Annotated in this window: 13 protein-coding genes; 5 read left to right on the forward strand and 8 right to left on the reverse strand. The window is 54.4% G+C overall.

Features of this window, described 5'->3' with window-relative positions:
* Positions 1-24 precede the first annotated feature (24 nt).
* From rhaM to rhaB, 5 genes are all read right to left on the reverse strand, one after another.
* Positions 25-339, reverse strand: coding sequence for an L-rhamnose mutarotase (gene rhaM, locus ACIPDS_RS20545; RefSeq protein WP_400739901.1), 315 nt, complete (start codon positions 337-339; stop codon positions 25-27).
* On the reverse strand, positions 336-1484 hold the full coding sequence (fucO, locus tag ACIPDS_RS20550) for a lactaldehyde reductase (protein ID WP_400739904.1): 1149 nt from the start codon (positions 1482-1484) through the stop codon (positions 336-338). Before fucO ends, rhaM begins: the two co-directional genes overlap by 4 nt.
* 189 nt (positions 1485-1673) lie before the next feature.
* Positions 1674-2504, reverse strand: a complete 831-nt coding sequence (gene rhaD, locus ACIPDS_RS20555; RefSeq protein ID WP_400739907.1) for a rhamnulose-1-phosphate aldolase — start codon at positions 2502-2504, stop codon at positions 1674-1676.
* 164 nt (positions 2505-2668) lie between these two features.
* On the reverse strand, positions 2669-3928 hold the full coding sequence (gene rhaA / locus ACIPDS_RS20560) for an L-rhamnose isomerase (protein ID WP_400739909.1): 1260 nt from the start codon (positions 3926-3928) through the stop codon (positions 2669-2671).
* Positions 3925-5394, reverse strand: a complete 1470-nt coding sequence (rhaB, locus tag ACIPDS_RS20565; RefSeq protein ID WP_400739912.1) for a rhamnulokinase — start codon at positions 5392-5394, stop codon at positions 3925-3927. The genes rhaA and rhaB overlap by 4 nt, the downstream gene beginning before the upstream one ends.
* A 303-nt stretch (positions 5395-5697) precedes the next feature.
* Here rhaB and rhaS point away from each other — a divergent pair, with 303 nt between their 5' ends.
* On the forward strand, positions 5698-6534 hold the full coding sequence (rhaS, locus tag ACIPDS_RS20570; RefSeq protein WP_166517092.1) for an HTH-type transcriptional activator RhaS: 837 nt from the start codon (positions 5698-5700) through the stop codon (positions 6532-6534).
* 71 nt (positions 6535-6605) lie between these two features.
* Positions 6606-7454, forward strand: a complete 849-nt coding sequence (gene rhaR, locus ACIPDS_RS20575) for an HTH-type transcriptional activator RhaR (RefSeq protein WP_400739915.1) — start codon at positions 6606-6608, stop codon at positions 7452-7454.
* A 5-nt stretch (positions 7455-7459) separates the two neighbouring features.
* Here the strand turns inward: rhaR and rhaT are convergent, their stop codons facing one another.
* Positions 7460-8494, reverse strand: a complete 1035-nt coding sequence (gene rhaT, locus ACIPDS_RS20580; protein ID WP_400739917.1) for an L-rhamnose/proton symporter RhaT — start codon at positions 8492-8494, stop codon at positions 7460-7462.
* Between the two features lie 290 nt (positions 8495-8784).
* Here rhaT and sodA point away from each other — a divergent pair, with 290 nt between their 5' ends.
* Positions 8785-9405 (forward strand): superoxide dismutase [Mn], encoded by a 621-nt coding sequence (sodA, locus tag ACIPDS_RS20585; RefSeq protein ID WP_400739920.1) that lies wholly within the window; start codon positions 8785-8787, stop codon positions 9403-9405.
* 68 nt (positions 9406-9473) lie between these two features.
* Positions 9474-10148: a 6-hydroxyaminopurine reductase gene (yiiM, locus tag ACIPDS_RS20590; protein WP_400739923.1), complete on the forward strand. Its 675-nt coding sequence runs from the start codon at positions 9474-9476 to the stop codon at positions 10146-10148.
* A 125-nt stretch (positions 10149-10273) separates the two neighbouring features.
* On the opposite strand, the gene cpxA is transcribed toward yiiM, so the two are convergent.
* Both cpxA and cpxR read right to left on the reverse strand, forming a co-directional pair.
* Positions 10274-11647, reverse strand: coding sequence for an envelope stress sensor histidine kinase CpxA (gene cpxA, locus ACIPDS_RS20595; protein ID WP_400739926.1), 1374 nt, complete (start codon positions 11645-11647; stop codon positions 10274-10276).
* On the reverse strand, positions 11644-12342 hold the full coding sequence (gene cpxR, locus ACIPDS_RS20600; protein WP_166517104.1) for an envelope stress response regulator transcription factor CpxR: 699 nt from the start codon (positions 12340-12342) through the stop codon (positions 11644-11646). Before cpxR ends, cpxA begins: the two co-directional genes overlap by 4 nt.
* A gap of 149 nt (positions 12343-12491) precedes the next feature.
* On the opposite strand from cpxR, the gene cpxP reads away from it, so the two are divergent.
* Positions 12492-12992, forward strand: coding sequence for a cell-envelope stress modulator CpxP (gene cpxP / locus ACIPDS_RS20605; protein WP_166517105.1), 501 nt, complete (start codon positions 12492-12494; stop codon positions 12990-12992).
* Positions 12993-13018: the final 26 nt, after the last annotated feature.

Below are 13018 nucleotides of genomic sequence, written 5' to 3' on the forward strand. Positions count from 1 at the left end.
AGCGCCATCGGGCATGAAGTATCACTACGCCAGATAAAACACTTCTTTAAGCTCTGCGCTCACCGGGCTGTTGTCCGGGTTAGACGGCATCACGTCAGTCATATGCTTCCACCAGCGTTGGCAGACTTCCGTACTGGCAACGGCGTTCCAGCGCTCCTCAGATTCAATCTCAACGGTCGCGAACAGCAGGTTGCGTTCTTTATCGAGATAAATCGCGTAGTGGTGCGCACCGTGTGATTTCAGTACGGCTTCCAGCTCCGGCCAGATTGGGCTGTGGCGGCGCTGGTACTCTTCATGTGCATTGGCGTTAACCTGCATCACAAAGGCTTTGCGGATCATAATGCCTCCAGATACAGCTCGCGAACTTCATCGCGGCTGGCGGTACGTGGATTACATGGCGCGCAGGGATCGGCCAGCGCTTTATCCAGCCATCCTTCAATGTCGTCTTTCGTCACGCCCAGTTGACTGAATCCCTGTGGAATACCCACGCGAGCGCTGAGCTGACGAATAGCGTTGATGGCTTCCATGCTCGCCGTTTCATCGCTCATATTGCGGGTATCGACGCCCATCGCCTGCGCCACGCGCGCAAAACGTGCAACCGCATTCGGGCGGTTAAAGTTCTCAATCACCGGCAGCAAAATGGCGTTGCAGACGCCGTGCGGCAGGTTATGCGTTGCGCCCGGCTGATGCGCTAACGCGTGCACCAGACCGAGACCGGCGCTGTTAAAGGCCATTCCCGCCAGATACTGGCCAAACGCCATCTGCTCGCGCGCTTCCAGATTGTGACCGTCGTCTACGGCTTTAGGCAACCACAGGGTGATTAAGCGAATCGCTTCCAGCGCGTTAGCGTCGGTTAACGGATGTGCGCCCACGGACACGTAAGCTTCCACCGCGTGGGTTAAGGCATCCATCCCGGTTGCGGCGGTGACGGAAGCGGGGATATCGAGCATAACGCTGGCATCATCAACGGCGATATCCGGGATGATATTGGAATCAATAATGACTTCTTTCACCTGGCGGGCGGAATCGATGATCACCGCGTTACTGGTCATCTCGGCTGCGGTACCGGCGGTGGTGTTGATAGCCACCAGATGCACGCCCGCGTTCGCCACTTTGCCCACGCCGGAATAGGCGGTGGAAGGGCCAGGGTTGGCGGTCAGGATCTTCACCGCTTTTGCGGTATCAATTGGGCTACCGCCGCCAAAGGCGATGATGTAGTCGCACTGTTCAGCCTGATATGCCGCATAGCCTCTTTGCACCAGCTCTTCCGTTGGGTTTGGGAAAACCTCGTCGAACAGATGATAAGACATTTTATGGTCGTCCAGCGCGGCAAACAGGCTGTCCAGCAGGCCCATTTTCACCAGTTGACCGTCGGTGACGATAAGCGCTTTGCCCCACTTTTTACCGGCGACCAGATTGACCATATCGCCAATGGCGCCCGCGCCGTGCAGGCTGATTTTTGGCAGTGCTAGCATAAAACTCATGGTGTTTCTCCTTGATACCTAACTTGTGAAATCCTGTGTTCCCTCGGCTGGTTTGTGGTGATGGTCAGGGAGGGAGAATGGGTAAGAGTTGTGCCTCAAGCGGGCTAAGAACTCATCCCATTAGCTCAGCGTTGAGATAATGGGATGCATTCTGAAGCCTGACCTCATGGCTGAGGTCAGGCGGTATGCTTACTTATACAGATTCAGTGCGCTGGCCATCGGGGTTACGCCAAAGCGCTGACCGAGAGCAATCAACTCCTGCTGGGAGATGGTTTGCTTCATGCCGCCCATTGAGTAGACCTTCACCAGCACTTCTGCGGATTTTTCCGCGGTATCAATCAGACCAAAGGTTTCGTCAAGCGTTGGGCCGCTGCCGAAAACGCCGTGGAATGGCCACAGCACCAGAGAGTGCTGCTGCATGGACACCGCGGTTGCCTGACCGATTTCGTCAGTACCCGGCACCATCCACGGCAGAATGCCCACGCCGTCAGGGAACACCACCAGACATTCGGTGCTGCCTTCCCACAGTTTGCGGGTGATTAGCGCGCTGTCGTTTTCCAGCACGTAGGTCAGCGCGATCAGGTTGGTCGCGTGGCAGTGCATGATCACACGGTCTTTACCGCCGGTCAGTTTGATACGCTCGCAGTGCGACAGGAAATGCGCTGGCAGCTCGGAGGTTGGGACAGCTTCATGAGTCAGCCCCCACAGAATGTGGTAGCCCGCGCCGTCGCTATCGACCTTAACGACGCCAAGGTTAGCGGCCGGGTCGAGCTGTACGTTGCGGAAGAATTTGCCGGAACCGGTGACGATAAACGGCGTGTTTGCCAGCATCGGCATAGGTTGGCTCAGGGCGATATAGCGTGGTTTGGCGTGGAAGTCTGCGGCGAACGGCGCGATATCCGCTTCGTCCAGACGCAGGGTCAGGTTGCCGCCGTTACGTTCGTCCCAGCCTTTTAACCAGGCGTCGGAAGTGGCTTTGATCATGCCCTGGACGAACCAGGAATCGGTAATGGTCTGCATAGTCTTGTTGTCCTGTTGTATTGGTGAGGTGTTTTCCCCTCACCCTAGCCCTCTCCCCAAAGGGACGAGGGAACTGTTCGGTGTCATGGTTTTCGCCCCCGCACTTTCCAGGCCGAGGGGGGCGGTTTGCTCCCTCTCAGGGAGAGGGCCGGGGTGAGGGTCAATCACCCACGCTGACTTAAAATCTCTTTCTCATAGCCGCGTACGCTTTCCAGCCACTGGCTGCCCGCTGGGGTATCGTTACGCTGGCAGTACATTTCCCACACCGCCTGCCATGGCAGACATTTCTGTTCTTCCAGCAGCGCCAGACGGGCGGTGTAGTCGCCGGATTCTTCTAACTGACGCAGCTCGGCGGTTGGCTCCAGCAGCGCGCGCAGCAGGGCTTTTTTCATGTTGCGCGTGCCGATAACCCAGGCGGCGATGCGGTTGATAGAGGCATCGAAGAAGTCGAGACCGATGTGGACGCGATCAAACAGGTCGTGGCGAATGATTTCGCTGGCGATGGCCTGGGTTTCGTCGTCCAGCAGCACCACGTGGTCGCTGTCCCAGCGTACCGGGCGGCTCACGTGCAGCAGCAGGCGCGGTACATACAGCATGGCGGCGGAAATTTTGTCGGAGATCACTTCAGTCGGGTGGAAGTGACCGGCATCCAGACACAGTGCGGTCTGGCGGCTGGTGGCGTAGCCCATATAGAACTCATTGGAACCTACGGTGTAGCTTTCAGCGCCGATACCGAACAGCTTGCTCTCCACGGCATCGATATGATGTGCCGGGTCGAATTTCTCGCTAATCACTTCATCCAGCGCGGCAGCCAGACGCTGACGTGGCGCCAGGCGGTCGATGGTGACGTCTTTCATACCGTCTGGGATCCAGATGTTCATGACGGATGGCGTACCCAATTGCTCACCGAAGTAAGCGGAAATACGGCGGCTGGCTTTGCAGTGATCGATCCAGAACTGACGGATTTTTGGATCGGCGTGAGACAGGGTAAAACCGTCTGCACTCAGCGGGTGCGAGAAGCATGATGGGTTAAAATCGAGGCCCAGCTTGTGTTCTTTTGCCCACTCAACCCAGTTTTTAAAGTGCTCAGGTTTGATTTGATCACGCGCAACCGGGGTCTCAGACTCGAGATAAATTGCATGCAGATTCAGACGCTTTGGCCCTGGGATCAGGCTCAGCGCCTGCTCCAGATCGGCGCGCAGTTCAGTCGCGTTACGCGCTTTGCCCGGATAGTTACCGGTTGCCTGAATGCCACCTGTTAAACCGCCTTCTGGATTTTCAAAACCCGCAACGTCATCGCCCTGCCAGCAGTGCATCGATACAGGTAAACGGTCTAGCTGGCGTAACGCCTCTTCGACATCGATGCCGACGGCGGCATAGCGCTGTTTCGCGAGTTCCCAGGCTTGGTCAAGTTGAGTGGTCATGCGCAAAGCTCCTTTGTCTGTCGTTGTTGCTGAAACTGCGCAACATAGCGGGCAATTTCATGGTCTGGATTAGGGGTAAAGGTTGTGAGGCCATAGTTGCTGCCCACGACCTTGCGGAAATCGTCAACGTTGGTCAGTTCATCCAGCGTCATCAATTGGATACCAATATTGCCGAGGGTCGAGGCTTCAATCGGCCCCGCCACCACGGTGATGCCACAGGCATCGGCGCACAGCTGGTTTAGCAGCTGGTTCTGACAGCCGCCGCCCACGATATGCAGTTGGCTAAATGGCTTACCGCGCAGTTGCGCCAGCTCGTTTAAGACATCGGCATACAGCAGCGCCAGGCTGTCAAAAATGCAGCGCGCCAGTTCGGCTGCGCTCATCGGCACCGGCTGCGCGCTTTCACGGCAGGCGGCCTGAATTTCAGCGCTCATGTTGTCTGGGTTGATAAAACGATCATCGTTCGGGTTAATCAGGCAATGGCAGGCCGGTAGCGCTGCCGTCTCGGCAATCAGCGTTGCCAGGCAGCTGATGTTTTGCTCTTTCAGCACCCGCTGTAGAAGCCACAGCCCCATAATATTTTTCAGCACCCGATAGCGGCCTTCCGCACCACCTTCGTTGGTGATGTTGGCGCGCTGCGCTTGCTCGCTGGTGTGAGGTTTTTTGCTTTCAAAGCCCATCAATGACCAGGTGCCGGAGGAGAGATAGGCGGCGTCAGCCCCCGCTAATGGCGAGGCGATAACGGCGCTGGCGGTATCGTGGCTGGCAACGGCAACCACCGGGATTTGATTGCCCAGCGGGCAAATCCAGTGACCGACAACATTGCCGGGATGCGTTGGCGTGCCGAACCATGAGGCCGGAGCACCGGTCCAGTTCAGCAGGTCTTCATCCCAGTTATCGCTGTTGATATTGACGAGCTGCGTGGTGGTGGCGTTGGTGTATTCCCAGTTCATCTTGCCGGTGAGCCGGTAGCCGAAATAGTCAGGCATCAACAAGGCATGAGCGGCCTGGGAGACGAGCTCCGGCTGTTGCTCCACCAGGGCGCGCAGCTGATACAGCGTGTTAAACGGCAGAAATTGAATGCCGCTGCGGCGATAAATATTCTCTTTACCTAACTGCGCCATGGCGTTGGCCATCACGCCATCGGTGCGGTTGTCGCGATACGCTACCGGCAGACCAACCCGCTGACCGTTTTTATCCAGCAGCACATAGTCCACGCCCCAGGTATCGATACCGATACTGTCGATAAGAATGCCTGCTTCGCAAACTTTGTTGAGGCCGATACGGATCTCGGCTTCCAGACCATCGATGTCCCAGGTGTCAAAACCTTCCTGCTTATGCAGGTTGTTCGCGAAACGGTGGATTTCGCGCAGTGACAGCGAGCGTGTGTCGGTATCAAAACGTGCCAGCATTACACGTCCGCTTGAGGCACCTAAATCGACGGCCACGCAATGGCGAAAAGTCATGGTAAGAGTCCTTCTAAGAGTCATTACCCATGAGTCTAAAAAAAGGGCTATGGAACTACCTTCTCGTTAATGACAGTCGCCATAAGGCGCTGGCAAGAAAGCAAAGGTGAACGTGAGAGAGTTCACAAATTCCTACGATGGCACTGCGTGGCGGGGGTGTGATGGCGAGCGCATTTCCCGATCTTTCCGGCTATTTCTTGAAAAATCGACCGGATTTGCGCGCTTTGCTGTCAAAATTTCAAGGTCAGATCTCTCATCGGATATTACTATCCTGATAACTTTTCTCATCTGGCAGGAGTCGTTATGACCGTATTACACAGCGTTGATTTCTTCTCTTCAGGTCGTCTGCCCGTGGCTATTGAACAACGACTCCCGCAGGGTGAATTTCCTGAGCATCATCATGATTTTAATGAGATTGTGATTGTTGAGCAGGGGTCTGGTATTCATGTGTTCAATGGTCAGCCACATACTATTTGTGGAGGAACTGTTTGCTTCGTTCGCGACTTTGACCGGCATCTGTATGAGCATACGGATAACCTGTGTCTGACTAACGTGTTGTATCGTGCCCCGGATGCTTTCCAGTTTTTGTCAGGACTCAATAAACTGCTGCCGCAGGAACTCGACGGTCACTATCCTTCCCATTGGCGCGTAAACCAGAGCACGTTGCAGCAGGTGCGCGCTATCGTCGGGCAAATGGAGGAAGTGAAGGACGGCATGGATATGATGTCGTTGGCTAACCGTGAAATTCTGTTTATGCAACTGCTGGTATTGCTGCGTAAAGGCAGCCAGGAGCAAGGGGCGGAAGATAACGATGCGCGGCTCAATCAGCTGATGGCCTGGCTTGAAGACCACTTTGCCGAAGAGGTGTGCTGGGAAGCCCTTGCGGATAATTTCTCCTTGTCGCTGCGCACCTTGCATCGTCAGCTCAAGCACTGCACTGGCCTGACGCCGCAGCGTTACCTCAATCGGCTGCGTCTTATCAAGGCGCGCCACCTTCTGCGCCATAGCGATGATAGCGTGACCGATATTGCCTACCGCTGTGGCTTTGGCGATAGCAATCACTTCTCCACCTTGTTCCGCCGGGAATTTAACTGGTCGCCGCGCGATATTCGCCAGGGACGCGACACGCTGCTTCAGTAACGCGAAGGTAATCACCGTTTTTTAGCTGAAAACGGCGAATAATAATCGGCTGTGAGTCGAGAGGTATCCGCGTGTCCGGCCAGTTAATTCTTCGAAAATCTGATTTTTTTGCCAACCCCACGCAGGCCGTTGCGGTGGCAGACCGCTATCCGCAGAACGTTTTTGCTGAACACACCCATGACTTTTGCGAGCTGGTGCTGGTGTGGCGCGGCAATGGCTTACATATCCTCAACGACCGTCCCTATCGCATTATCCGAGGCGATCTTTTTTACATCCGCGCGGAAGATAAGCACTCCTACGCCTCGGTTAACGATCTGGTTTTACAAAATATTATCTACTGCCCTGAGCGCTTAAAGCTCAATCTCGACTGGGTTTCCCATATTCCCGGATTGCACGGTTCACACTGGGCGCCGCACTGGCGTATTGGTAGCACGGGCATGAATCAGGCGCGGCAGATTATGACCCAGCTTGAGCAAGAGAGTCGTAAAGACGACGCGCTGGCAAACGAGATGTCCGAACTGCTGTTTGCTCAGCTGGTGGTGTGCCTCAAACGCTACCGTTACGCCACGGATAATCAGGAGGCGACCCAGAGCGAGGCGTTACTGGACCGCTTACTGACGGTGCTGGCGGGCAGTCTCAATCGTCCCTTTACGCTGGATTCCTTTTGCGAACAGCACGAATGCAGCGAGCGCACGCTGCGCCAGCAGTTTCGTAATCAGACCGGGATGACTGTGAATCACTATCTGCGTCAGCTGCGGATTTGCCACGCGCAGTATCTTCTGCAACACACGGAAATGTTGATTGGTGAAGTGGCAATGCAGTGTGGGTTTGAGGACAGTAACTATTTTTCGGTGGTCTTTAACCGGGAAGTGGGCATGACGCCGGGGCAGTGGCGGCAACGCAGTCGCATTGCCGCCTGAAGGACTTAGCTCGCCATCCCTAAACCCACGATATTGGCAGCGATAATAATCACTACACACCCGAGGCTCAGGACGCTGACCGGACGACGCCCGGCGTTTTTCCACTCTTTTAGTACCAGACCGACTAATCCACCGCACAACACATAGAAGCTCATGTGCAGCATCCAGCTCATGTAGTCATATTGCGCGGGAATGCTGGCGTGGCCCCAGGCATAGAAGAAGAACTGCAGATACCACATTAAACCGCCCAATGCCGACAGCAGAATATTGCTGATGATGAGCGCTTTTGGCAGCGAGAAATCGGTTTTTATCGACAAACTCTTCACTTTTGCCAGACGAACAAAGCAGAACCCGAGGTTCACCAGCGCGCCGCCGCCCATGATCACCACGTAGCTTGGTAAGGCGGTATACAGTGGATCGACGCCCAGCGCGGCGGCCGCTTCGTGCATGGGTTTGGCGGCATTCATCGCAAAAGACATCCCGGCGGAGAAAATGCCGCACATCACGGCCAGCACCAACCCTTTTTTCAGGTTGAAATCCTCGGCTTTAATGCCCATCTTGCGCTCTTTCAACTGGCCTGCGCGGGTCACAATACCCACGCCAATCACCGCGACCAGCACGCCAAGCAGCGTCATTTGTCCGCCCTGCGTATGCATCAGGACATCGAAGTGACCGTTCAGAATCGGCGTCATTAGCGTACCGACAATCAACGTGATCCCAATGGCAATACCGATGCCCATCGACATCCCCAGATACCGCATTGTCAGACCATAATTGATGTTACCGATCCCCCACATTGCGCCAAACAGGAATACGGGTAAAAGCGTTGAAGCGCTAAAGGATTGATAGTAAGCCCAGAAATCAGGCAGCAGCATGGCGCTGATGGCCCACGGAAGGATTATCCACGAGACGATCCCACCAATTGACCACATGGTTTCCCATGACCACCGCTGTACTTTTTTGAACGGAGCATAGAAACAGGCTGCACTGGCTGCGCCTATCAAATGCCAAAAAATACCCATCGTAATCGCATGATTCATTTATTTTTATCCTCATCCAACTTTTGTTGTATTGATCGTCTCTCGACAGGATGAGTGTAAAAATTCGTCAGTTTTTTCACCTTCAGACTGGTGCCATCGAAGCGGAAAAGGTGGCAGTGAGGGCGGTAATGGGCTGTTCTTGCTCACAAAATGCTGACTATGCGGATGTGTTATAACCTTATTAAAACTACGGCATTGATAATCATTTTCAATATCATTTAATTAACTATAATGAACCAACTGATTACGCGGCGTTTACAGTTTGCCGTCCGATAATAATGGAGATGATTATGAGCTATACCCTGCCATCACTGCCTTACGCTTACGATGCTCTGGAACCACATTTCGACAAGCAGACCATGGAAATCCACCACAGCAAACACCACCAGGCTTACGTGAACAACGCTAACGCTGCGCTGGAAAGCCTGCCGGAGTTCGCTTCTCTGTCTGCAGAAGAGCTGATTGCCAAACTGGACCAGCTGCCAGCAGATAAGAAAACCGTTCTGCGTAACAACGCCGGCGGCCACGCTAACCACAGCTTCTTCTGGAAAGGCCTGAAAAAAGGCACCACCCTTCAGGGCGACCTGAAAGCGGCTATCGAGCGTGATTTTGGCTCCGTTGACAACTTCAAAGCTGAATTTGAAAAAGCAGCGGCAACCCGCTTTGGCTCCGGCTGGGCGTGGCTGGTGCTGAAAGGCGACAAGCTGGCTGTGGTTTCTACCGCCAACCAGGATTCCCCGCTGATGGGTGAAGCCGTTACTGGCGCTTCCGGTTTCCCAATTGTGGGTCTGGACGTGTGGGAACACGCTTACTACCTGAAATTCCAGAACCGCCGCCCGGACTACATCAAAGAGTTCTGGAACGTGGTGAACTGGGACGAAGCTGCTGCGCGTTTCGCCGCTAAAAAATAATTTGCATTGCCGGTCTGTAGAAGCGAGTCTGATGACTCGCTTTTTTGTATCCGCGTAAGGAGCAGCAGATGCATTATCCGGTTGATGTGTTCATAGGAAAAATTCGCGACTACGACGGTAGCCGCCCTAGCGCCATTGCTAAAGTGCAGGTGGATGGCGAGCTTGCGCTTACCGAGCTCGGATTACTGGGCGATGAACAGGCCGAAAAGAAAATTCACGGTGGCCCAGACCGCGCGCTGTGCCACTATCCTCGCGAACACTATGCCGAATGGGCGCGTGATTTCCCCGACCAGGCTTCCCTGTTTTATGCCCCCGCATTTGGTGAAAACCTGTCAACGGAAGGGATGAACGAACATAACGTCTTTATCGGCGATATTTATCGTTGGGGTGAGACGTTAATTCAGGTCACCCAGCCGCGTTCCCCGTGCTTTAAGCTCAATTATCACTTCGCTATAAGCGATATGGCGTCGCTGATGCAAAACAGCGGCAAAACCGGCTGGCTGTATCGGGTGATTGCTGGGGGTAACGTGTTCAGCGATGCGCCGCTTGAGCTGGTTTCACGTTTAAGCGATGTGTCGGTGCATGAAGCCGGTGTGATTGCCTGGTCGATGCCGTTTGATGATGACCAGTATCACCGCTTACTGAGCGCGGCGGGGCTGTCGGTCAGCTGGAGTCGAACGATGCAGAAGCGGCGTTTAAGCGGCAAGATTGAAGATAACTCGCGACGTTTGTGGGGCAAGTAGGCCGGATAAGGCATAGCCGCCATCCGGCAATGTGCGCGGCAATGCCTGATGGCGCTACGCTTATCAGGCCTATGGGCATTATCTGCATAAAAAAATCGGCCTGCATAAGCAGGCCGATTGTGTTTTTAGGTTCGCTTGTAAAGCGGGAGCCACAGCGTTAACCGCAACCCACCTAACGGACTGTCGTCGGCTTTCACCCAACCACGATGCTGCTGAATGGCGCTTTCCACAATCGCCAGCCCTAATCCCGTGCCGCCAGACTCGCGGTCACGTGCCTCATCGGTACGGTAGAACGGGCGGAAAATCTGCTCGCGATCGTCCGGGCTAACGCCTGGGCCATCATCATCAACATTGACGGTAATACCGTCTTTGTCCACCGAGAAGCTCACGGCAATTTTGGTATGTGAGTAGCGCAGCGCATTGCGAACGATATTCTCCAGCGCGCTTTCCAGGGCATTCGGGTTACCGTACAGCGGCCACGGCCCTGGCGGGTAATCCACGCTAAATGTCTTGCCCATCTGCTCGGCTTCAAATGCAGCGTTATCAAGCACTTCACCCCACAGTTGATTCGCTTTTAGCGTTTCGCTCAACAGCGCATTTTTCTGCTGATTACGCGACATCACCAGCATGTCGTTAATCATGCTATCGAGCCGCTGTGCTTCCGTTTCGATACGCTCCAGCTCTTTGCTCTCACCGCTGCGACGACGCAGCAGGGCGGTGCCCAGTTGCAGACGGGTTAGCGGCGTGCGCAGTTCGTGGGAGATATCGGAGAGCAGCCGCTGCTGTGCGGTCATCATCTGCTCCAGCGCCATCACCATCTGGTTAAAGCTCGCTCCTGCCGCCAGGAATTCCTGCGGCCCGGCTTCCAGCTCGGGATGCTGACGCAGGTTGCCCTGGGCGACTTCATCTGCCGCATTTTTCAGCTTACGCGCCGGTTTTGCCAGGCTCCACGCCAGCCATAACAGCAGCGGGGCGCTGACCAGCATGGTCACGATAAGCAGCAACAAAGGTCTATCAAACAGCAGATTGATAAAGTCAGACTGCGAACTGCTGGCAGGACGAATCAGGTACAACTGGTAGTTGTCTTCACCGTCACGAATAGAGAATGGCCCCACCAGCTCTACGCGTCCGTACTTTTTCTTCTGCGGGTGATCCGCATTATCAGATTGGCCGATGAAATTACGGATAATCTGCATCTCGTTGCGTTCAGCGCCAATCACGCGGCCTTCGCTCGTCACTAGCAACAGACGCTGACCCGGCGGAGCCCATTTATCAATTGCGCGGAACAACCGACGCCACCACATCAAATCGTTTGGCGGATCGTTGGCTAACTCTTCTGCGACGTGCTGCTCAATCATCAAGCCCTGGCGTTGCTCGCTTTCCAGCAGCTCCGTCATCTGGCGTGAGTCGAGCTTAGGCAGCATCAACACCAGCATCAACACCAGCGCTAGCGTAAGCCAGAAGATGGCGAAGATGCGTGCGGTTAAACTTCCTATCATGAAGCGGAGACCATCAGGTAGCCGCGACCACGTAGCGTTTTAAACCATGGATGACCGTCTTTGCGTTCCGGCAGTTTACGGCGCAGGTTGGAAATGTGCATATCAATCGCGCGGTCAAACGGCGTAAGACGTTTGCCCAGCACTTCCTGGCTTAAATGTTCGCGTGAAACGACCTGACCCAGATGCTGCGCCAGCAGATAAAGCAGGGTGAATTCGGTGCCGGTCAGCTCCAGAGTCTGGCCATCAAAGCTGGCTTCCTGACGACCTGGATTCAGGCTCAGGGAGTCGACTTCAACGGTCGGCGACGTGCTCTCGCTATTTTGCTGCTGTTCGCTCCAATGTGAACGGCGCAAAATAGCGCGGATACGCGCTACCAGCTCGCGATCGTTAAATGGCTTAGGCAGATAGTCATCTGCGCCCAGTTCAAGGCCCAGAACGCGATCCAGCTCGCTTCCACGGGCGGTTAACATAATGACGGGTGTCTGGTGTGTTTGTCGTAATTCTTTAAGCGTGTCGATACCGTTCTTTTTCGGCATCATCACGTCGAGTAAAAGTAGGTCGATGCTGTCATCAATCAGCGATAAAGCCTGCTCGCCATCGTGGGCAACCAGAACATTAAAGCCTTCCATATCAAGAAGTTCCTTGAGTAAGGATGTCAACTCTCGGTCATCATCAACTAACAAAATTTTATTCATATTTTAATCCCTCCGAGGCAGAAATTACGTCATCAGGGCTTGCTAATCCATGACTTTACGTTGTTTTACACCCCCTGACGCATGTTTGCAGCCTGAATCGTAAACTGTCTCTCGTTGATTCGCGACACAAAAGTTTTTGGGAGCATGTGATGCGCAATGTTATCGCTGCCGTCATGGCCTCAACGCTGGCATTCAGTGCACTAAGCCAGGCCGATGAAGTCGTCACCAGCGTTAACTGGCACCCGGCGGAAGCAGACCCGCTGAGTAGCGGCCAGGGCCATATGTTCGACGGTATTAGTTTAACCGAACATCAACGCCAGCAAATGCGCGATTTGATGCAACGGGCACGACACGAAAGTCCACCAGTTAATGTTAGCGAAGTGGAGACAATGCATCGCCTTGTCACCGCAGATAAATTTGATGAAGCCGCTGTGCGAGCCCAGGCCGAGAAAATGGCCGAGGAGCAGGTGAACCGCCAGATTGAAATGGCGAAAGTTCGCAATCAGATGTACCGCCTGCTTACGCCAGAGCAGCAAGCGGCTTTAAACCAGAAGCACCAGCAGCGTATGGAGCAGCTGCGTGACGTTGCACGGATGCAACAAGGTTCGATTCAGACCCTGTTTAGTAGCAATACCCGTAGCAACCAGTAATAAACCCTGTTTTTCCTTGCCATAGA

This window comes from Kluyvera sp. NPDC087067 (assembly GCF_044745165.1).
Taxonomy (GTDB): domain Bacteria; phylum Pseudomonadota; class Gammaproteobacteria; order Enterobacterales; family Enterobacteriaceae; genus Kluyvera.